The organism is Pseudomonas sp. Au-Pse12 (assembly GCF_021341665.1).
In the GTDB taxonomy this organism is placed as follows: Bacteria; Pseudomonadota; Gammaproteobacteria; order Pseudomonadales; family Pseudomonadaceae; genus Aquipseudomonas.
In genome coordinates, this window is sequence record NZ_JAJTTH010000003.1 from 81,503 (window position 1) to 103,726 (window position 22,224).

Annotated in this window: 14 protein-coding genes; 11 read left to right on the forward strand and 3 right to left on the reverse strand. The window is 64.8% G+C overall.

Annotated features, from left to right (window positions below):
- The first annotated feature begins 158 nt into the window (after positions 1 to 158).
- Positions 159 to 2,114 (forward strand): monovalent cation:proton antiporter family protein, encoded by a 1,956-nt coding sequence (locus tag LXM55_RS08695; RefSeq protein WP_233320026.1) that lies wholly within the window; start codon positions 159 to 161, stop codon positions 2,112 to 2,114.
- Between the two features lie 62 nt (positions 2,115 to 2,176).
- Here LXM55_RS08695 and LXM55_RS08700 read toward each other — a convergent pair whose 3' ends face one another.
- Positions 2,177 to 3,385, reverse strand: coding sequence for an ammonium transporter (locus LXM55_RS08700; protein ID WP_233320027.1), 1,209 nt, complete (start codon positions 3,383 to 3,385; stop codon positions 2,177 to 2,179).
- Between the two features lie 334 nt (positions 3,386 to 3,719).
- On the opposite strand from LXM55_RS08700, the gene LXM55_RS08705 reads away from it, so the two are divergent.
- From LXM55_RS08705 to LXM55_RS08750, 10 genes are all read left to right on the forward strand, one after another.
- Positions 3,720 to 4,034 carry a DUF883 family protein gene (locus LXM55_RS08705; RefSeq protein ID WP_011062506.1) on the forward strand — a complete coding sequence of 105 codons (315 nt, stop codon included), beginning with the start codon at positions 3,720 to 3,722 and terminating at the stop codon, positions 4,032 to 4,034.
- 1 nt (position 4,035) lies between these two features.
- A complete protein-coding gene (locus LXM55_RS08710; protein WP_233320028.1) occupies positions 4,036 to 4,425 on the forward strand; it encodes a phage holin family protein in 390 nt (129 codons plus the stop codon).
- Entirely contained in the window at positions 4,422 to 4,763 is a 342-nt protein-coding gene (locus LXM55_RS08715) for a hypothetical protein (RefSeq protein ID WP_233320029.1), read from the forward strand. The genes LXM55_RS08710 and LXM55_RS08715 overlap by 4 nt, the downstream gene beginning before the upstream one ends.
- A gap of 124 nt (positions 4,764 to 4,887) precedes the next feature.
- The gene (locus LXM55_RS08720; protein ID WP_233320030.1) at positions 4,888 to 6,051 is read left to right on the forward strand and encodes an EAL domain-containing protein; all 1,164 of its coding nucleotides are present in this window, start codon (positions 4,888 to 4,890) and stop codon (positions 6,049 to 6,051) included.
- Positions 6,052 to 6,153: 102 nt separating this feature from the next.
- Positions 6,154 to 7,485 (forward strand): deoxyguanosinetriphosphate triphosphohydrolase, encoded by a 1,332-nt coding sequence (locus LXM55_RS08725; protein ID WP_233320031.1) that lies wholly within the window; start codon positions 6,154 to 6,156, stop codon positions 7,483 to 7,485.
- 767 nt (positions 7,486 to 8,252) lie between these two features.
- On the forward strand, positions 8,253 to 9,977 hold the full coding sequence (locus LXM55_RS08730; RefSeq protein ID WP_442799747.1) for a ShlB/FhaC/HecB family hemolysin secretion/activation protein: 1,725 nt from the start codon (positions 8,253 to 8,255) through the stop codon (positions 9,975 to 9,977).
- A 103-nt stretch (positions 9,978 to 10,080) separates the two neighbouring features.
- The gene (locus LXM55_RS08735) at positions 10,081 to 15,039 is read left to right on the forward strand and encodes a hemagglutinin repeat-containing protein (RefSeq protein ID WP_233320032.1); all 4,959 of its coding nucleotides are present in this window, start codon (positions 10,081 to 10,083) and stop codon (positions 15,037 to 15,039) included.
- A gap of 214 nt (positions 15,040 to 15,253) precedes the next feature.
- Positions 15,254 to 15,880: a response regulator transcription factor gene (locus tag LXM55_RS08740; protein WP_233320033.1), complete on the forward strand. Its 627-nt coding sequence runs from the start codon at positions 15,254 to 15,256 to the stop codon at positions 15,878 to 15,880.
- A gap of 43 nt (positions 15,881 to 15,923) precedes the next feature.
- Positions 15,924 to 17,672: an ATP-binding response regulator gene (locus LXM55_RS08745; RefSeq protein WP_233320034.1), complete on the forward strand. Its 1,749-nt coding sequence runs from the start codon at positions 15,924 to 15,926 to the stop codon at positions 17,670 to 17,672.
- Between the two features lie 119 nt (positions 17,673 to 17,791).
- Complete coding sequence (locus LXM55_RS08750) at positions 17,792 to 20,740, forward strand: HD domain-containing phosphohydrolase (RefSeq protein WP_233320035.1); 2,949 nt, start codon at positions 17,792 to 17,794, stop codon at positions 20,738 to 20,740.
- 4 nt (positions 20,741 to 20,744) lie between these two features.
- On the opposite strand, the gene LXM55_RS08755 is transcribed toward LXM55_RS08750, so the two are convergent.
- Positions 20,745 to 21,227: a GAF domain-containing protein gene (locus LXM55_RS08755; RefSeq protein ID WP_233320036.1), complete on the reverse strand. Its 483-nt coding sequence runs from the start codon at positions 21,225 to 21,227 to the stop codon at positions 20,745 to 20,747.
- A complete protein-coding gene (locus LXM55_RS08760; protein ID WP_233320037.1) occupies positions 21,224 to 22,114 on the reverse strand; it encodes an ATP-binding protein in 891 nt (296 codons plus the stop codon). The genes LXM55_RS08755 and LXM55_RS08760 overlap by 4 nt, the downstream gene beginning before the upstream one ends.
- Positions 22,115 to 22,224 lie beyond the last annotated feature (110 nt).

The window sequence follows — 22,224 nt, forward strand, 5'->3', positions numbered from 1 at the left end:
CTTGTCGACCGTTTCTGAACAGGGCGAAGGCTCATGAATATGAGGCATTCTCGATAAAGAATGACCTGAATCAGCGTCACTTTCCGCCGCTCGGGTAATCCTCGCGCCTTTTTTGCCTCTAGGCTTTGCCCTGCCCGCCCCTTGTCCGGAGATGTCCGTTGTTTGCCAATCTGCTGATCATTCTTGCTTCGTCACTGGTGGTTATCGCGCTGTTCCGACGCCTGAGCCTGCCTCCGGTGCTGGGCTACCTGTCGGTGGGCCTGATGGTCGGCCCCACCGCGCTGGACTGGGTCAACGACAGTGAGGACCTGCCAGACCTGGCGGAGCTGGGGGTGGTGTTCCTGCTGTTCTCCCTGGGGCTGGAGTTTTCCCTGTCGAAGATGCTCGCCCTGCGCCATGTGGTGTTTGGCCTGGGCAGCCTGCAGGTGCTGTGCACCGGGCTGATTCTCGGCGTGCTCCTGGCGCTGTTCGGCATGCCCCTGACCGCGGCGCTGATGCTCGGCACCGGGCTGGCCTTGTCCTCCACCGCGATTGTCAGCAAGGAGCTGACCAGCCTCGGCGAAATCTTCAGCAGCCACGGGCAGAACGCCATCGGCGTGCTGCTGTTCCAGGACGTGGTGGCGGTGCTGTTGCTGACCCTGGTGCCGGTCTTCGCCGGTAGCAGTGAACACGCCTGGTACTGGGCCCTGCCGGCGACCCTGGGCAAGACCGTGGTGCTGTTCGTCGGTCTGCTGCTGGCCAGCCGCTGGCTGTTGCCCCGGCTGTTCCACGAAGTCGCTGCCTCGCACTCCGCCGAGCTGTTCGTGCTGCTGGCCCTGGTGATCGTCCTGCTCACCGCCTGGCTCACCCACTTGCTGGGCCTGTCGCCGGCGCTGGGGGCCTTTCTCGCTGGCATGCTGCTGGGGGAAAGCCATTACCGGCACCAGATCGAAGCCGACATCCGCCCGTTCCGCGACATTCTCCTGGGGCTGTTCTTCGTCAGCATCGGCATGCTGATCGACCTGCAACTGTTCATCGACCACGCACTGCTGATCACGGGCCTGACCCTGGCCCTGCTGCTGATCAAGGGCTCGGTGGTGGCGGCCTTGCTCAAGCTGCGCGGCAGTGACGGCGAGACCGCCTGGCGCAGCGGCCTGGCCCTGGCCCAGGGCGGCGAATTCTGCTTCGCGCTGATGGCGCAGATGCAACTGAGCCAGATGATTCCGCCCGACATCAGCAGCCTGCTGCTGGCCGCCACCTTCTGTTCGATGCTGGTGACCCCGCTGCTGCTGCGAGCCGCTCCGCTCGTCACCGCGCGCTTGCACCGCAAGCCCAACCAGGCCGCGCAGCTGGAGGAAATCAGCGCGCAGAACGCCCAATTGCAGGGCCATGTACTGATTTGCGGTTATGGCCGGGTCGGCCAGTCCATCGGCCGCTTCCTGCGCCACGAACAACTGCGCTACATCGCCCTGGACGATGACCCGGTGCGGGTCCAGGAAGCGTCCGCGGGTGAAAGCTGCGTGCATTACGGTGACTGCCGGCGTGGCGACCTGCTGGCCGCTGTAGGCCTGGGACGGGCACGGTTGCTGGTGATTGCGGTGGATCAGACCGATATCGCGCTGACGGTGCTCAAGGCTGCGCGCCGCCTGGACAGCACGGTGCCGATCCTGGTGCGGACCCGTGACGACAGCCAGCTGGCGGAACTCAAGGCCGCCGGCGCCAACGAAGTGGTGCCCGAACTGCTGGAGTCGAGCCTGATGCTCGCCTCCCACGCATTGATCATGCTCGGCCTGCCGGAACAGCGGGTGCAGCGCACCGTCGATGAAGTGCGCCACAGCCGCTATCGGCTGCTGCACGGCTTCTACCACGGCGCTCAAAGCACGACTCAGGACAACCGCGAGCCCCCCGCCGTGCAACTGCACGTGGTGAAACTCGACGCCGGTGCCCACGCCTGCAACCAGCCGTTGCACGAACTGCACCTGGAGACGCTGGGCGTCGATGTACGTGGGGTGCAGCGCAATGGCAACGACCTGCCGTTGAACCCGAGCCCGTGCCTGCAAGCCGGCGACCGGGTGCTGATATCCGGCCCGCAGGCCGCCATCGAAGCCTGCGAAGCTCACCTGCAAGCCGGTTGAAAACGCCCCGCCAGCGCCCTGCACGGCACACCCCCAGGGCCTGCCAGGCAGGGACCGCGGCTTCAGTCCTGGCTCACCGCGCCGATCTTGTGCAACGACAGGTCGGCGCCGTAGTACTCCTGCTCCTGGGTCAGGCGCAGCCCGCAAGCGGCCTTGATCAGGCCATACACGGCAAAACCGCCCAGCAATGCCACCAGCACCCCAAGGCCGGTGCCGACCAACTGGCTGACCAGGCTGACCCCGCCCAACCCGCCCAGGGCGCTCTGGCCAAAGATCCCGCAGGCGATGCCGCCCCACACGCCGCACAGGCCATGCAGCGGCCAGACCCCGAGCACGTCGTCGATCTTCCAGCGGCTTTGCGCAGCGATAAAGCACCAGACGAACAGCGCACCGGCAATCGCTCCGGTGGCCAGGGCGCCCACTGGGTGCATCAGGTCCGAGCCGGCGCAGATCGCCACCAGCCCCGCCAGCGGTCCGTTATGCAGGAAGCCCGGGTCGTTGCGGCCGACAATCAACGCCGCGACCGTGCCACCGACCATGGCCATCAGCGAGTTCACCGCCACCAGCCCGCTGACGCCCTGCAAGGTCTGGGCGCTCATCACGTTGAAACCGAACCAGCCGACAATCAGGATCCACGAACCCAGGGCCAGAAACGGAATGCTTGACGGCGCGAACGCCACCAGCTTGCCGTCGCGGTAGCGGCCGTTGCGCGGCCCCAGCAGCAACACCGCCGCCAGCGCCAGCCAGCCGCCCATGGCGTGTACCACCACCGAGCCGGCAAAATCATGGAAGCTGGCACCAAAGCGCTGCTGCAACCAGGCTTGCACCCCGAAGTTGCCGTTCCACACCAGCCCCTCGAAAAACGGGTAGACGAAGGCCACGATCAGCACCGTGGCGCACAATTGCGGAACAAAACGCGCGCGCTCGGCGATGCCACCGGAGATAATCGCCGGGATCGCCGCGGCGAAGGTCAGGAGGAAGAAGAACTTCACCAGGCCGTAGCCGTGATCGGCGCTGATCACCGCTGCCGGTTGCAGGAAGCTCACGCCGTAGGAGATCCAATAGCCTATAAAGAAATAGGCCAGGGTCGAGACGGCGAAGTCACTGAGGATTTTCGACAGCGCATTGACCTGGTTCTTCTGTCGGACCGTGCCGACTTCGAGGAAGGCAAAACCGGCGTGCATGGCCAGGACCATGACCGCCCCGATCAGGATGAACAGGGTGTTGGAACCGTGGACCAGGGTGTCCACAGCGCTTTGCAGATTTTCCATGGAGTAGGCAGATCCGAAATCGGTCGGTCATTGCCTGGCAATGCGTCCACGCCTTGCACCAAGTTGGCTCCCGAGCGTGCCGTCGCGCGCATTCGGTGAACCGTTTTGGCGCACCAGGGACGGCACGACAAGCCACGGGGAAATGACTGACCTGGGGTTAGGTTTTTTTTGGCCAGGGTTGACGCGGGCTACAGCGCTACCCTCGCTCGTTTTCGGCGCAGGCCGGGGGCCTGGCGCACCAGGACAAAGCAAAAGCTGTACCAGACAATTGCAGTGAACCTTCATCCTGGGCTCACACTCATAGCTCACACACGCAACTAACGGAGATGGAACCATGGCCAGCAAAACGGCAAAGACGGCTCAAGAAGTACTGATGGCGGATTTTCAGGCACTGGTCAGTGACACGGAGCGTCTGCTGGAACACACCGCAACCCTGGCCGGCGACCAGGCCGATGAGTTGCGCGAACAGATCCACGACAGCCTGCTCAAGGCCCGGGAAACCCTGCAGCTGACCGAGGACTCCCTGCGCCAACGTGGCCAGGCCGCGGTCACCGCGGCCGAAGACTATGTGCAGAGCAACCCTTGGCAATCGGTCGGGATCGCCGCCGGCGTGGGTTTCCTGATCGGCCTCCTGGCAACACGGCGCTGATATGGCTATGGATGAATCCACCTCGTCCGGCAGCGGCCCGAGCGCGTCCTCGCGGCGCCTGGGGGCCGCGGTGCTGGGGCTGTTGCACAGTCATGTCGAGCTGTTTGGCATCGAATTGCAGGAGCAGAAAGCACGCACCGTGAGCCTGCTGCTGTTCGCCGGGCTGGCCCTGGTATTTGCCCTGCTGTTGCTGGTGGGGCTGTCGGCCCTGGTGCTGATCCTGTTGTGGGACAGCTATCGCCTGGCCGGGATCATCGGCCTGTGCGTGTTCTACACCCTGGCGGCAATGTTCTGCGGCTTGCGCCTCAAGGCAGCGATCTACGACGAGTCCTCGCCCTTCCACGCCACCCTCGAAGAGCTGGCCAATGATCGGGAGCGCCTGCTGCCATGAAACTGCCTGAAGTCCCGCAGAACACTTCACGCCGGGAAATGCGCAAGATGCTGATCCGCCTGCGCATGGAAATGCACCGCCAGGAAATCCGCCACGAATCCCAGCAACTGTTGCAGCCCCTGCAACGGGTTCGCAGCCTGGGGCAGAGCTGGCAGTCAGGCCTGGGCATCAAGCACGCCCCACTCTGGGGCGTGGCGGTGGTCACCCTCCTGGGCTTTATCACCGGCAAGGGCGCCAAGAACGGCGGGGCCAGCAGCCTCTCGCGCCTGGTGCGCCTGGGTACCACGCTGCTGCCGCTGATCAAGCTGGTGCTGCAAGGCTCTTCGCGTAAATCCTGAACGGCCGTAACTGGCTGCATTCTTGCTAAGCAACCCGGATCGGCCCCTGACCCAGGGGCCGGCTCGCGGCCGCCTATCCATCGGCCACGGCCCCACTCCACCCAGACGCCTATAAGGAGGCCCTGTGATCGACGGGCAACCGCTCGCCTGCTTCCAGCCATTCATCGATACCGCCACAGGACGCATCGCCGGGGTCGAAGCCCTGGGGCGACTGCGCCAGGGCAATGGCCAGCTGGCGTCGGTGGGGCCGTTGTTCGCCGATCCGCGTACGCCCTCCAGCGCGTTGCGGCGCCTTGATCGCCAGGTCCGCGACGACGCCTTGCGGCGCCTGCACGAGGCCCCGGCGGACTGGTTCCTGAGCCTCAATATTTCCCCGCGCTGGATCAGCCGGCTGCGGCCCGGGCAGCCCCTGCCGAGCCTCAAGCAGATCCAGCGCAACGGCGTCGACCCGCGGCGCATCGTCTTCGAGATCACCGAGCTGGGAGGCGACAGCCAGCGCCTCAGCGAAGTGGTGGCGCGCTACCGCCAGGCCGGGGCGCGGATCGCCATCGACGACTTCGGCGCCGGCTACTCGCAGCTCGACCGGGTGCTGGCCCTGCAACCAGACATCCTCAAGCTCGACATGCGCCTGTTCCAGGCCGCGGCCCGTGGCGGCCCCAGCAGCGACGTGGTCAAGGCCCTGGCGCAGATGGCGGAAAAGACCGGCTGCTGGATCATTGCCGAAGGGGTGGAAACCGAAGCCGAGCTGGATTTCGCCCTGGAGTGCGGCTCGCGGTACGTCCAGGGCTTCCTGTTTGCCCGGGCCGAAGAACAACTGTTCGCCAGCGATGCCTTCGTCCAGCCCTTCGCCCGCCTGCGCGAACGCTACGTGCGGCACAAACTGGCCGAGCGCACCCGCCTGATGGGCATGCGCCTGCAACTGGCAGAACTGATGAACCTGCTGCAAGCCTGGGCCCAGGCCCAGGCGCCCATCAGCCAATTGCCCCGGGTCGACACCTTCCCCTGGCTGCTGCGTTTCTACCAGTGCGACCGCCACGGCACCCAACTGACGCCGAACCTGGAGTGGCGGCACAACCGGTGGCAGGCCGACAGCAGCTACGTCGGCCACAACTGGTCGTGGCGCCCGTACTTCTACCACCTGCTGGCCGAAGGCTGGGAGGAGCGGCGCCTGACCCTGTCCAACACCTATCGCGATGCCACCAGCAACCAGTACTGCCTGACCGCCGGGCAATTCTTCGACAATGGCCAGCGCCTGCTGCTGATCGACATCGACGCCGCCGGCCTGTAACCCCGGCCCCCAAAAGGCAGGGCGCAGGCCATGCGCCTCTTGCGGCGGCGCCCGGGAACCCGGAAGCTCTGCCCTTCAGTTTTTTTTCGGAGAGACCCCGCCTTGGATTGGCAGACCCTGCTCAACCGCGAACGCCTCGGAAAGCCAGTGCACAGCCCGGAAGAACTCGGCCGTAGCCCTTTCCATAAAGACCATGACCGCATCATCTTCTCCGGCGCCTTCCGCCGCCTGGGGCGCAAGACCCAGGTGCACCCGGTGTCCAGCAACGACCATATCCACACGCGCCTGACCCATTCCCTGGAAGTCAGTTGCGTCGGTCGTTCCCTGGGCATGCGCGTCGGTGAAACCCTGCGCGACGCCCTGCCCGACTGGTGCGAACCCAGCGACCTGGGGATGATCGTGCAGTCGGCCTGCCTGGCCCACGACATCGGCAACCCGCCCTTCGGCCATTCCGGCGAAGACGCCATCCGCCACTGGTTCCAGCAGGCCGCCGGGCGTGGCTGGCTGGACGCGATGAGCGAGGCCGAACGCCAGGACTTCCTCAATTTCGAAGGCAATGCCCAGGGTTTCCGGGTCCTCACCCAGCTCGAATATCACCAGTTCGACGGCGGCACCCGGCTCACCTACGCCACCCTCGGCACCTACCTCAAGTACCCCTGGACCGCGCGCCACGCCGATTCCCTGGGCTACAAGAAACACAAGTTCGGCTGCTACCAGAGCGAGCTGCCGCTGCTGGAACAGATCGCCCACAAGCTCGGCCTGCCGCAGCTGGAAGACCAGCGCTGGGCCCGGCATCCGCTGGTGTACCTGATGGAAGCCGCGGACGACATCTGCTACGCCCTGATCGACCTGGAAGACGGGCTGGAGATGGACCTGCTGGAGTACGCCGAAGTCGAATCCCTGCTGTTGGGGCTGGTGGGCGACGACCTGCCGGAAACCTATCGCCAGCTGGGCCCCAGCGATTCGCGCCGACGGCGCCTGGCGATCCTGCGGGGCAAGGCCATCGAGCACCTGACCAACGCCGCCGCCCGGGCTTTTGTCGAGCAGCAGGATGCGCTGCTGGCCGGCACCCTGCACGGCGATCTGGTGGAGCACATGCACGGCCCGGCCAAGCGCTGCGTACTGAATGCCAAGGACGTGGCACGCCGCAAGATCTTCCAGGACAAGCGCAAGACCCTGCACGAGATCGGCGCCTACACCACCCTGGAGATCCTGCTGAACTCCTTCTGCGGCGCGGCACTGGAGCAACACGGCGGCAAGACTCCGTCGTTCAAGAACCGGCGGATTCTCGATCTGCTGGGCAACAATGCGCCCGACCCGAACTGGCCGCTGCACACCTCGTTCCTGCGCATGATCGACTTCATCGCCGGCATGACCGACAGCTACGCCAGTGAAATGGCCCGGGAAATGACCGGGCGTTCGAGCCCGCAATAACCGCTCCCCAGCAAGTGCCTGGCCGCTGCGCCAGGCACTTGATATGACCCTCAACATGCAAACTGCAACTAAGGGATTCCCCTATGCCGGGCATCGCCGTAGAGCAGACCCTATTTCGAAATATCCCACTCCCGCTGCCACCGAACACAAAGGCTTAATCGGCTTTTCTTTCACCGGCACATCTAAGGAATTCCCTTAGCCATCACGACCGAATCAAACATTCAAAATACTAGAGCAAGTACTCAAACAAAAAGAGCAACTAGCTTTGAACACTTGTCATTGGTAACTCCAGATATATCCCTGTGCTCACAGAATTAAACATTCAGTTAGCCATTCAACCAAACATCCTACCTTCAAGAATCCACCGCCTGCGCCACACCCCTTGCCAATCAAGGCCGCCAGGCAAATTCCGTTAGCCCTCTATGCATTTACAATTTACGTACAAATAGACTTTTTGGTTTCGGATAGTCTCAATTTCAACAAGCTATCCCCCCGCTAGCCGCCCCCCCGGAAAATTAATTTTGCGCTGCGCTGTAACGTTTTCACTGCAACTCACTCAACCCTTTTGTCATACCTGAATTTGCACTGAACCCTCCAGCACTGACTCAGGAACTGTCACCCCGCGCACTTGAACACTGAGCCTGAGATATAGATATCAAAGGCACGAAATGTTCACAGAGCAGAACTAAAAGCGACGCCACTAGTTGAGCCTGATACCCGGCTTTCCGATTGTCCGTCACTTCGTCTTATTACAGTAAGGATGCCAAGTGCCCTATTCATTACGCACTGACCGCTCCCTTCTCCCCCACACCCGCGGCTGGTGCCTGGGGCTGCTGCTGGGCCTGACGTACCTGACGCCGGCCCTGGCCGATAACCTGCAACCGGGCCAGGAAGCCCTGCGCCTGCAGCAGCAACAGCAACGCGACCTGCAACAATTGCAACTGGAACAGCGCCAGCGGCAGATGCAGCGCGGCAGCTTCAGCAGCACCCCGGCCAGCCCCGCCCTGCCACAGCAGCCTGCCAACGACGAGCGTTGCTGGCCCCTGAGCGGCACGCGCATCGGCGGTGTCAGCCTGTTCGACAAAACCCGGCTCAACGACTACATCAAGCCGTACGTAGCGCCGTGCATGGGGGTCAATCAGATCAACCAGTTGCTCGCGGCCATCACTCGCCTCTATGTCGAGGCCGGCTACATTGCCAGCCGCCCGTACCTGGCCAGCACCCCGGCCGCCGGGCACAGCCTGGATATCCTGGTCGAGGAAGGCTACGTCGAAGCCATTGAACTGGCCGACCAGAGCCTGCCGGTGTCCCTGGGTGGGGCCTTCCCCGGCATGCTCGGCAAGCCGCTGAACCTGCGGGACCTGGAACAGGGCCTGGATCAACTGAACCGCCTGCGCTCCCTGGACCTGACCGCCGACATCGCCCCCGGCAGCCAGCCCGGCGCCTCGCGGATCATCCTGCGTTCACGCAGCAGCGCCGCGCGCTGGGGCCTCGGCCTGGGTGTGGATAACCTCGGCAGCGCCGGCACCGGGCGTGACCGCCAGTCGATCAACCTCAACCTCGACAGCCCGTTGCAGATCAACGACGCGCTGAACCTGAACTACAGCGACACCCTCAACCACGGCCCGCGCTACAGCCGCAGCAGCAGCCTGTTCTACTCGGTGCCCTACGGCTACTGGACCTACAGCCTGTTCGCCAGCCACGCCGAATACCGCGCGCCGCTGAAGCTGGCCCGCACCACCCTGTACAACAGCGGCCGCACCGACATGGTCAGCGGCCGGGCCGACCGGGTGCTGTGGCGCGACCAGAGCCACCAGCTCAGCGCCAACCTGCAACTGGCCTACAAGGACGTCGACAGCTACCTGCAAAAGGCCCACCTGCAGATCCAGAGCCCGACCCTGACCGTGGCCGAGGCCGGGCTCAACCTGTTCTGGCTCGACAGCGCGGTGTGGAACCTGGATGTCAATTACGCCCAGGGCCTGACCTGGTTCGGTGCCGACCGCGACTCGCAACAGGTGCAGCGCAACCTGCCCCAGGCGCAGTTTCGCAAGTACCGCGCCGGCCTCAGCCAGTGGCGCAACGGCCAGCTGGGCGAGCAGCGCTGGCAGTGGCAGAGCCAGCTCTCGGCGCAGTACAGCCCGGACCCGCTGCCGGCCATCGAACAACTGCTGGGCACCGACGATTCGGCGGTGCGCGGCTACCGCCTCAACAGTGCCTCCGGCGCCATCGGCGCGGTGTGGCGCAACACCCTGCGCCTGCCGCTCAACAGCGAGCTGCCGGTCAAGTTCACCCCGCGCCTGGGCCTGGACAACGGCTGGATCAAGGCCGAGCACGGGGCCCAGAGCCGGCACCTGAGCGGTGCCAGCGTGGGCCTCAACCTGAGCTGGAAGACACTCCAGCTGGACCTGGACTACCAACGCAGCCTCAACCGGCCAGAGGGGTTCCGAACGGAACCGGAAGTCTGGCTGGCCAGGCTCAGCCTGCAGATTTGACCCGACCGCCAATTAGCCTGAACCACCCGACGAACCTGAGCACCACGCGCCGTTGCCCCCTTAGAAAGCAACGCCCGGCTCACCCAATCAGAACGAGGTTCTCATGCCTGACAACACTCACAGGTTCCACCTTTCGCCCCAGGGCACTTTGCGCTGGACCATCGCCGGCTTGCTGCTGGCGTCCCATCTCCCCCTGGCCCTGGCCGGCGGGATCACCGTGGTCGAAGGCCCCGGCGGCACCCCGCAGCTGCAGAACCAGGGCGGCGTGCCCATCGTCAACATCGTCGCGCCCAATGCCGGCGGCCTGTCCCACAACCAGTTCCTCGACTACAACGTCGGGCAACAGGGCGTGGTGCTGAACAACGCCTTGCAGGCCGGGCAGTCGCAACTGGCCGGGCAACTGGCGGCCAACCAGCAGTTCCACGGCCAGGCGGCCAGCGTGATCCTCAACGAAGTGATCAGCCGCAACGCCTCGCAACTCAATGGCGCCCAGGAAATCTTCGGCCGCGCCGCCGACTTCGTGCTGGCCAACCCCAATGGCATCTCGGTCAATGGCGGCAGCTTCATCAACACCCCCAACGCCAGCCTGGTGGTGGGTCGCCCGGAACTCCAGGACGGCAAGCTGCAGGGGCTCAACACCCAGAATGCCCGGGGCCAGCTGGATGTCCACGGCGGCGGCCTGCGCAACGCCGAGGGTTCGATCAACCTGATCGCCCCGCGCATCGACAGCCAGGGCGCCCTCAGCGCCCGGGACCAGTTGAATGTCACCGTCGGCCGCAACCAGCTGGACTACCCCAGCGGCCAGGTGCGCAACGTCGACCCGGCGAGCCGCACCCAGGAGCAGCGCATCGACGCCAGCCTGTTCGGTGCCATGCAGGCCGGGCGGATCAATATCGTCAGCACCGCTGAAGGCGCCGGGGTGCGCGTCGGCGCCGTCCAGGTGGACGGCCGCGACGGGGTCAAACTGAGCTCCGCCGGTGACCTGGACCTGCGTGGCCAGGCCGTGGACAACAGCCTCGACGCGGTCCGCGCCGGGGTGCGCAGCCAGGGCGATATCGAACTGCACGGGGCCAAGGACCTGACCCTGGCGGCCACCGACGTCAGCGGCCGTAACGTCAAGCTCGATGCCGGACGCAACCTGACCCTGAGCAGCGTCGAAAGCCGCAAGCTCCAGGAAAAACGCCAGCAATGGGACAAGAGCACCATCGGTATCACCTGGGAAACCTACGACCGCACCGAAACCGACAGCGACACGCGCCAGCACGGCAGCAAGGTGCTGGCCCAGCACAACGCCGAGTTGAAATCCGGCGCCGCGACGCAGATCCACGGCAGCAGCGTCGAGGCCGGCAATAACCTCAAGGCCCACAGTGGCGGCGACCTGCAACTGACCGCCGCCACCGAAACCCAGACCCAACGCGACCAGGGCCAGCACCGCAAGCACCTGTGGAAGGAAAACTGGGAAAGCGCCAGCAGCCAGCAACGCAGCGTCACCAGCCAGCTCAAGAGCGGCCAGCAACTGGAACTCGAAAGCCAGCAAAAGCTACGCCTGGAAGGCGCCGAGCTGCACAGCCGGCGCGATATCCAGCTGACCGCCAAGGACGTCGACATCACCAGCACCAGCCGCCAGCAGAGCCAGAGCAACCAGCATTACTCCGGCGACCTGGTGGGCGGTGGTTTCTTCGGCAAGAACGCCGACGGCGACCAGGGCAAGACCGAGAACCAGGGCAGCAAGGTCAACGCCGACGGCAAGCTGATCGTGAGCGCCGACAGCGTGCGCATCAGCGGCAGTCAGGCCCGGGGCCGCACCGAGGCCAGCGTCATCAGCAACAAGGGCTCGCTGACCATCGACGGCGTGCAGGACACCTCGCACAGCAACAATCACAGCAAGGACAGCAAGTTCTTCGGCATCGCCAAGGACGAGAGCCGTCAGCAGAGCAAAGGCAGCACCACCGTCGGCAGCCAGCTGCGTTCGGACAGCAACCTCAAGTTGCAAAGTGCAGAGGACCTGACCATCAGCGGCTCCCAGGTCGCCGCTACGGGAGCGCTGGACGCCAGCGCCAAGGGCACGGTCAAGGTCGTCGCAGCCGAAGACACCCAGCACGACAGCAGCAGTACCCAGAAACGCGGCTTCGACGCCTACGCCAAGGAAAACGCCCCGGGCACCGGCCAGTACCGGGCCGGGGTGCGCTACCAGGATGAGCAGCGCAACGACAGCAGCGACAGCACCCGGCAACAGGCCTCCAGCCTCACTGGCGGCACCCTGGCCGTCACTGCCGGCGAAGACCTCAAGGTGCAAGGCAGCGAGCTTGCGGCCACGGCCGGCGATGCCAGCCTGAGCGGCAAGCAGGTCCAGTTGCTGGCGGCGGACAACAGCACCGACAAGCACAGCGACACCACCACCACAGGGGGCGGCTTCTACTACACCGGCGGCCTGGACCGCGCCGGCAACGGCGTGGAAGTGGCCCACACCAGCAGCCAGGACACAAGCCACAAGAGCACCGCGCAAACCAGCCACATCGCCGCCAGTGGCAACCTGAGCATCAACGCCGGCAACCGCCTGACCACTGAAGGTGCCCAGGTCAAGGCCGGCGGCGCGCTGCAGGTCAAGGCGGGCGAGATCGACAACCGGGCCGCGCGCAACAGCGAAAGCAGCAGCCACCAGGAGAACAACTGGGCGGTGGATGTGGGCGCCAACGTCGAATACAAGGGCGTCACCCGTCCCATCGAAAAAGCCATTCAGGGCGTGGCCCAGCGCAAGTTCCACCAGCCTGGGGTGCTCGATGCCCTGGAACAGCCCAATGTCGGGCTCGATGTGGACGTCAGCCACCAGAACCGCCAGCGCAGCGAAAGCGCCAGCACCGCCGTGGTCAGCCAGTTGAGCGGCACCCAGGTCACGGTCAAGGCCGACGGCCAACTCAAGGACCAGGGCACCCAGTACCGCGCCACCGACGGCGCGCTGAAGATCGACGCCGGCAGCCTGCTGGCCAGTGCCGCCAGCGATACCCACAGCAGCAGCGAACAGGCGGTGGACGCCAAGGTTGGCGTGCGGGTCTACACCAACACCGGTGAGGACCTGAACATCCGCGGCAGTGGCGCCGGTGGCAACAGCAATGTCTCCCGCAGCAGCGAGAAGGCCCAGGTCGGCAGCTACGCCGCCAGCCAGGGCGTGGACATCAAGGTCGGTGGCGATGCCCGCTTCGAAGGCAGCCAGTTCAATGGCGGCCAGGGCGGCGTCGACCTCAAGAGCGGCGGCCAGCTGGCGCTGAATCAGGCCAACGACCGCCAGAGCAGCAGCGACTCCAGCCTGCGCGGCGACGCCTCGCTGACCCTGGGCACCACGCCCGGTAGCAGCGGCACCAACCTCAACGTCGGCGCCGGGTTGCAACTGGATCACAAGAACCTCGAACAGCAGGACAGCCAGGCGCGAGTCGCCAGCATCCTGGGCCAGGGACCGGTCAACCTCAAGAGCGCCGGCGACCTGACGTTGCAAGGCACGCAGATCGGCAACGCCGCGCGCCCCACCGGCGACGTCACGCTGGACGCCGGCGGCAAGCTCGACCTGCAAGCCGCGGTGGACACCCACCACAGCCAGGGCAGCAACCTCGGTGGCGGCCTCACGGCCGGTGGCAGCAAGACCAGCAGCGAGCAAAGCAGCGGCAAGAGCGCCAACCTCAGCGCCAACTTCAACATCGGCCGGGTGTCTGAAAACGACCAGAGCCAGCGCGGCGCCCAGGTCTACAGCCTGGGCCAGGTCCGCCTGGAAAGCGCCGCCGCGGACGACAGCGCGATTCACCTGCAGGGCACGCGAATCGACGCCGGCAAAGTGGTGCTGGAGGCGGCCCAGGGCGGCATCTTCCAGGAGTCGGCGCAGTCCACCCAGGCCCACAACAACTGGGGCCTGACCCTGGGCGCCGGTGGCAGCATGGGCAAGACCACCCTGGCCGACGCCGGTGAACACGACTCGCCGAAAGTCGACCGCGGGATCAATGCCCGGGCCAAGATCGACGTCGACCAGCGCCAGAGCAGCACCCAGCACAACAGCCTGATCAAGGCTGACCAGGTGACCCTCGACAGTGCCGGCAACGTGCACCTGGCCGGTGCCAACATCGACGCGCAACGGCTCGACGGGGCGATAGGTGGCGACCTCACTGTCGAAAGCCGCCAGGACCGGCTGCGCAGCACCCAGGTCAATATCGACGCCAAGCTGGAAGTGGCGAAGAACCAGCCGGGGCTGGTGGACAAGCTGGCCAAGCCGGCCGGCCCGCTCAAGGACGACCTGAAGGCCAAGGCCGAGAAGGGCTTCGACAAGCACCGGGAAAAACTCGAAAACGCCGTCGACAAGGGCGCCGACAAACTCGGCTCGGCCAAGGACAGCCTGGTCGCCAAGGCCAGCGACGCCAAGGAGCGCCTGGGGGAAAAACTCAGCCGCAGCGCCAGCTACGACGTCAACCCTGAGCCACGCGGCGCCTTTGGCAACGGCGTGGACAAAGCCAAGAACTACCTGGCCGACAAGGCCGACGCCGTGGGCAATCGCTTCTCCAGCCTGAAAGAGCGTTTCTGGCCGAAAACCAGCGACAGCTACTCGGTCAGCGAGAAGAACACCACCGGCAGCAAGGTGGCCAACACCGCTGAAGGGGTGCTGTTCGGCGACAAGAGCGGCACCACCTCCTACACCCCGACCTTGAACCTGGGCTTCAGCCACGCCGGCAAGGACAGCGTGCAACAAGCCTCGGGCATCACTGGCCGGCAAGGGGTGAACCTGCAGGTCAGCGGCGAAACCCGGCTCACCGGTGCCCGCATCGGTGCCAGCGAAGGGCGAGTCGAGCTGGGGGGTTCCAAGGTCACCAGCAACGCCCTGGCCGGCTCGGACTACCGCGTCGACGCCGGGCTCAACCTGTCCAAGTCACCGGTCAACCTGGCCCTGGGCGCCGGTAGCGAACTGACCCGCAAACAGGACGAGGCGACCAGCCAGGACCAGCTGTTCAACCTCGGCCCGCTGCGTGTCGGCGGCCACAGTGACAGCCAGCTGCTGCAAGCCGGCATCGATCAACAAACGCCATGAGGTCATGGCCGCCCTCCTCTGTGGAGGGCGGCCTGGCGTGGCCCGATGGCCTGCGAGCCCTCTTCAACTTCCCTTCTATGCCAACTGCCTGTAATCCCTCCCCTTATTCTTTGTAAGACCCGTCTTAGATTGCGTCTTTCAGCACTTTCGCAACTTTTTCCCCTTACCAGCTGGGCTACTGTTCGGGCTTTCTATTGACCGGCAGGAGACCACTATGGGTTCAGTACTCATCATTGATGACCATCCCGTCATTCGCATGGCCATTCGTATCTTGCTGGAGCACGAGGGGTATCTGATCGTTGGCGAAACCGATAACGGCGTCGATGCGCTGCAAATGGTCAGGGAATGCGAACCAGACCTGATCATCCTCGACATCTGTATTCCCAAGCTGGATGGCCTGGAGCTTCTGGAACGCTTTGGCAACATGCCAAGCCCCGTGCGGACCCTGGTCCTGACCGCCCAATCGGCGATCCTGTTCGCCAATCGCTGCATGCGCGCCGGGGCCAGCGGCTATGTCTGCAAGCAGGAGGACCTGAGTGAGTTGCTCAGCGCCGTCAAGGCGATCTGCAGCGGCTACAACTACTTCCCCAGCCTGGCCCTGCATGTCGAGCAGAGCGGTCTTGAGCAGACGCTGGATCTGGCCCAGTTCAACTCGCTGAACGACCGGGAACTGATGGTCCTGCAACTGTTCGCCATGGGCCAGACCAACAAGGAAATTGCCGCTGGCATGTTTCTCAGCAACAAGACCGTCAGCACTTACAAGAAGCGCATCATGCAGAAACTGGCGACCACCTCGATGAACGAGCTGGTGGATATGGCCAAGCGCAATGAATTGATATGAAACCCATGCCGGCAAACTCGCCGACGCGCCGGGTAACCCGGCCATGATCGCGCCCCCGCAACCTTTCGCTATCGTCGCCTGGCTGGTCCTCTCGCTCGGTGCCGGGCTGTGCCTGCTGCGGCTGTACCAGCAACGGCGCCAACGGCGGCATCAGTTGCAGGCACTGGAGCAGAGCGTGGCAAGCCTGAACGCCCGCCTGCAGCAGGCCGAACAGGCCAACCGCCTGAAAGGCCAGTTCCTGGGCCACCTCGGCCATGAAATCCGTACGCCACTGCACGCCTTCATCGGCCTCCTGGAACTGGTGCTGCGACGCACCGAAGCCCACTCCCCCAACCACGCGTCCCTGAAACTGGCGCTAGATGCCGCCACGGACCTGCAAGAATTGCTCGGCGACCTGCTGGACATGAGCCGGATCGAATCGGGACAACTGCGACTGAACCCGAGCTGGACCCACCTGCGCGGCAGTATCGACACGGTGCTCGGCGTGTTCCAGGCCCTGGCGCGGCACAAGCACCTGCAACTGAGCCTGGAGTACAACGCGCCGGCTCCCGAGCCGCAGGTGCTGGTGGATGCCCTGCGTTTCAAGCAGGTCCTGACCAACCTGCTGAGCAATGCCCTGAAATTCACCCAGCAAGGCAGGATCCACGTCAGGTTGCAATTGCTGCCGGCGGCGCATGCCGGGCACTTCGACCTGCAGTTGCAGGTGCTCGATAGCGGCATCGGCATTCCCCCCCACGAGCGCCAGCGCCTGTTGCAGCCCTTCGCCCAGGTGGACCCGAGCAGCCAGTCGCCCCGCGACAGCAGTGGCCTGGGCCTGCCCATCAGCCATCAACTGTGCCTGCAAATGGGCGGTAGCCTGAGCCTGCACGGCCGCAGCGGCCCGGGATGCGAGGCCCGTGTCAGGCTGACCCTGCCCGGCCGCGAGGCGATCGTCGCGGAGCATGCCAAGGCCATTCCAGCGGCCGCCCAACTGCCACTGGTGGTGCTGCTGGCGGACGATCACCCGGCCAGCCTGTCGTTGCTGCAGGGGCAACTGGAACACCTCGGGCACCGGGTCACCTGTGCCTGGGACGGGGCGCAGGCCTACCAGCTATGGCGCGAGGGCGACTTCGACCTGCTGATCGTCGACTGCAACATGCCCTCCATGGATGGCTACCAGCTGGCCAAGGCGATACGTCAAAGCGAAGCGTTCGAACAACAGCCGGCGGTCACCCTGATCGGTTGCAGCGCCAGCCATGATCCGCAGACGCTCCAGCGCGGGCTCGACGCCGGCATGCACGACTGCCTGTGCAAGCCCCTGGGCCTGGACCTGCTGGACCTGCACCTGGCCACGCTCAAGCCATTGCCCAGGGCCGACAGTTTCAGCATCGCAGCCTTGCGCACCCTGACCCGTGGCGAACCGCTGTTTGCCCGGCGCATGCTGGAAAACCTGCTGCAGTGCTGCCACACCGATCGCCACCAACTGCGGATGATCACCCCCGGCGATGTTGCCGCCCTGGTAGCGCTGGCCCACAAGATCAAAGGCTCGGCGCTGATGGTTCGGGCCAGCGGCCTGCTGACCGCCTGTGACGCCCTGGAACAGGCCTGCGAGAAACGGGCGGAGGTGGCTGCCCTGGACACCGCCATCAGCAACCTGGACCTGGCGCTGGTGCGGTTTTCCCAGTCCTTGCATCACCACCTGGAACGCGTCACTCAGCCGTTGCCCGCAGCGCCCCGCGAGGCGGCCTTGTCTGCCTCTTGCCAGGAAAATATCAAAAGGCCAGTATTGCGCCGCCGTCAGCCACATCCATGAAGCCCGCCGCAACGGGCTCCTCGCCGCCATCGCGCCCCGGCAGGGCCAAGGCAGGAATGCCTGCCTTAACTATGCTTAGACGCTGAGCCATCCCTCATGCGCCCTTGGAGAGAATGGGAATGCCGAGCACGCCACAGCCTGTACAACGTCGCTTTCCCTTACATATCCATATCAGCGCAATGTTTACCCTGCTGTTGCTGTTCACTGGCGTGGTGCTGGGCATCTTCAATTACCAGCAGACCACCCGGATCATTCTTGGCAGCAGCGAGAAGCTCTTCCAGCGCATCGAGCAGGATGTGCAGGGCGACATCAACGCCACCTACCAACCGATCGGTCATCTGCTCAGCCTCCTGGCCGACGCTCCACCGACCCAGGCCGCGTCGCTGCAGCAGCGCCTGGAACTGCTCAAGCCGTTCAGCCACATGCTGGTGGACAACAGCGACCTTGCCTCGCTGTACCTGGGTTACGTCAACGGCGACTTCTTCATGGTCCGCCCCTTGCGCAGCGAAGCCCTCAGAACCGCCCGCCAGGCCCCTGAGGGCAGCGCCTACGAGGTCTGGAGCATCGAACGCGACGCCAGCACCGGCCAGGTCCACTCGCAGTCGCTGTTCTTCGATCCGCAGTTGTCGCTGATCAGCCGCCGGGACAACCCGGACGAGACCTACGATCCAAGGAGCCGCGAGTGGTTTTCCAGCGCCCGGGGCAGCAGCGAGCAGATCACCACCGAGCCCTACCTGTTCTATTCCACCGGCAATGTCGGCACCACCCTGGCGCGGCGCAGCGGCAACATGGCGGTCCTGGGCACCGACCTGACCCTGGAGCAACTGTCCGCGACCCTGGCCAAGCACCGGGTCACCCCCAGCACCGAAGTGGTGCTGCTGGATGACAAGGGCAACGCCGTGGCCTACCCCGACAGCGACAAGCTGATCATCGAGAAACACACCGCGCGCCTGATCAAGGGCAATGCCCTGAGCCCGGTGCTGGACGCGCTGCTGCGTGGACAGGCGCAAGACGGCCACCTGCTGGTCCAGGGGCGCAACTGGATCGTCGCCAGCAGCCATATCGACCAGGGCGGCCCCGGCGGCCTGCAACTGGCCCTGCTGGTGCCCGAGGACGAGCTGCTGGCCGATGCCTATCGGCTGCGCTGGCAAGGCGCCCTGATCACCCTCACCACCCTGCTGCTCTGCCTGCCCCTGGGCTGGTTGATCTCGCGGGTGCTGGTGCGCCCCCTGCGCGCCCTGGTGCAGGAAGCCGATGCGATCCGCAGTTTCGATTTCGACTATCCGGTGTCACGTCGCTCACCGGTGCTGGAGGTCGATCAACTGAGCGTTTCCATGGCCCGGATGAAAGACACCCTGGCGAGCTTTTTCGAGATCAACGCCAGCCTTTCGGCAGAAACCCGCTTCGACCCGCTGCTGCAAAGGGTGCTGTTCGAAACGGTGAAAATCGCCCAGGCCCAGGCCGGGTTGATCTACCTCTGCGAAAGCAAGGGCTCGCGCCTGGAGCCCCACGGGCTGATCATCGGCGGCGAACACCAGGACCTGCCGCGCTTCAACATCGCCATCAAGGACCTGGAGGACCCCAGGCTGCCGCCCTGGCTGCGCCAGCTGACCGACAACGACAACGTGGTCACCACCCTGGGCTTCGAACAGGCCGGCAGCCTGCAAAGCGTGCTGCTGGCCCTGGGCAGTCCCAGCGCTCACTTGCTGGGCATCCGTTTGCATAATCGGCACAACGAAATGGTCGGCATGCTCCTGCTGTTTCTGGAAGACAGCGGCGCCCAGGCCGACCTGGACAAACTCAGCCCGGACCGCATCGCCTTTATCCAGGCGGTGTCCGCCACCGCTGCGCTGTGCATCGAAAGCCAGCGCCTGCAGAACAAGCAGAAGCAGTTGCTGGACTCCTTCATCCAGTTGCTGGCCGGCGCCATTGACGCCAAGAGCCCCTACACCGGCGGTCACTGCCAGCGCGTGCCGGCCCTGACCCTGATGCTGGCCGAAGCTGCCGCGGCCAGCCAGGACCCGAGGTTCGCCGCCTACCAGCCCACCGAAGACGAATGGGAAGCCTTGCACATCGCCGCCTGGCTGCATGACTGCGGCAAGGTCACCACTCCCGAGTACGTGGTGGACAAGGCCACCAAGCTGGAAACCCTGAACGATCGCATCCACGAGATCCGCACGCGCTTCGAAGTGCTCAAGCGCGATGCCTGGATCGACTACTGGCGCGCCCTGGCCGAAGGCGCCGCAGAACCGCCGCTGGCCCGCGAGCGCGAAGAGCGCCTGCAAGCCCTGGATGAGGATTTTGCCTTTGTCGCCCGCTGCAACCTGGGCGCGGAGTTCATGGCCGAAGCCGACCAGCTGCGTTTGCAGGCCATTGCCCAGCGCACCTGGAGCCGCACCCTGGACAATCGCCTGGGGGTTTCCTGGGAAGAGAACCAGCGCCAGCAACGTACCCCCGCGCCCAGCCTGCCGGTGCTGGAGCCGCTTTTGGCGGACAAGCCCGAGCACTTGCTGGAGCGCAACGCCACGGAAATCATGGCGGCGAACAACCCCTGGGAGTTCAAGCTCCAGGTGCCCGCCTACAAGTACAACCGTGGCGAGCTGTACAACCTGAGCATTGCCCGGGGCACTCTAACCGCCGAGGAGCGCTATGTGATCAACCACCACATCGTGCAGACCATCATCATGCTGGAGCACCTGCCCTTCCCCAGCCACTTGCAGAATGTCGCGGAGATCGCCGGCGGCCACCACGAGAAGATGGACGGCACGGGCTATCCCCGGCAGTTGAAACGCGAGCAGATGAGCCTGCCGGCGCGAATGATGGCGATCGCCGACATCTTCGAAGCCCTGACCGCCGCGGACCGCCCTTACAAGAAGGGCAAGACCTTGAGCGAGGCCCTGAACATCATGGCCATGATGTGCCGCGACGCCCATATCGACCCGGAGCTGTTCGAGCTGTTCATCGACCAGCGGATCTACCAGCAGTACGCCGAGCGCTTCATGGCGCCAGCACAGATCGACCCGGTGGATCACGCCTTGCTGTTGAAAAAGGCCGGGGTGAACGCCTGAGGCCTCAGCAGTCGCTCAGACGCAGGAAGATCGCGGCCAAACGCTCGATACCGGCCTGATCCTCGACGCTGAAACGGGCCAGGCTGGGGCTGTCCAGGTCGAGCACACCGATCAGACGGCCCTCCTTGACCAGCGGCACCACCAACTCGCTGTTGGAGGCACTGTCGCAGGCGATGTGCCCGGCAAAGGCATGCACATCCTCCACTCGCTGGGTTTGCAGGGTCGCCGCCGCGGTGCCGCAAACGCCACGACCAAAGGCAATCCGCACGCAGGCAATCTGCCCCTGGAACGGCCCGAGCACCAGTTCCTGGTTGCGGTTGAGGTAGAAACCGGCCCAGTTCAGGTCATCCAGCTGGCTATAGAGAAAAGCCGAGAACTGCGCGGCGTTGGCGATGAAATCGCGCTCATCGGCCAACAGCGACTCCAGTTGCGCGCACAGCAGCCCATAACCGTCCAGGCCCTGTCCGGCGTTTTGCAAATCGATCATGCTTTTTGCTCCAACAACTGCAAGCCCACCCAATAGCGGGCAAATTGATAGGCACAACGGCCATTGCGGTTGCCGCGGCCTGTGGCCCAGCGCACCGCGAGAATATCCAGCGCTTCGTCACGCTGCCAGCTGAGGCCGGCCTTGCGCGCCAGCTCGCCAATCCAGTGCTCCACCACATTGAGGAAGTGTTCCTGGGTGAAGGGGTAGAACGACAGCCACAGGCCGAAGCGGTCCGACAGGGCGATCTTGTCTTCCACCGCTTCGCTGGGGTGCAACTCGCCGTCGACGCGCTTCCAGTTCTCGTTGTCGCTTTCCTTTTCCGGCACCAGGTGCCGACGGTTCGAAGTGGCGTACAGCAGCACGTTCTCCGGCGCCTGCTCCAGGGAACCGTCGAGCACACTCTTGAGTACCCGGTAATCGCCCTCGCCGGCCTCGAACGACAGGTCGTCGCAGAACAGCACGAAACGCTGCGGCAGCTTGACCAGTTGCTCCACCACCCGTGGCAAGTCCGCCAGGTGGTCGCGCTCGATCTCGATCAGTCGCAGGCCACCCTTGGCATGTTCGGCCAGCAAGGCCCGCACCAGCGAGGATTTGCCCGTGCCGCGGGAACCCCACAGCAAGGCATGGTTGGCCGGCAGGCCGTCAAGGAACTGCTGGGTGTTGCGCGCCAACTGCTCGCGTTGCTTGTCGACCCCGATCAGATCGCTCAGGCGCATGTCCAGGCTGACCTCCAGCGGCAGCAGGAAACCGCTGCGCCCTTCGCGTTGCCAGCGGGCAGCCAGGCACTGACTCCAGTCGATGGGCTGGCGCAGGGCCGGCAACAAGGGTTCAATCCGCGCCAGCACCGCATCGGCACGTTCAAGAAATGCATTCAATCGGGCATCCACGACTTTTCCTCAGGCACGTTCAAGGTAATGATGCGGCACACAGAACAAACGCAAGCCCGATCAAGGGGTCTATCGCTTTATCAGCTGCTGCCCGGCCAGGCCGGCAACCA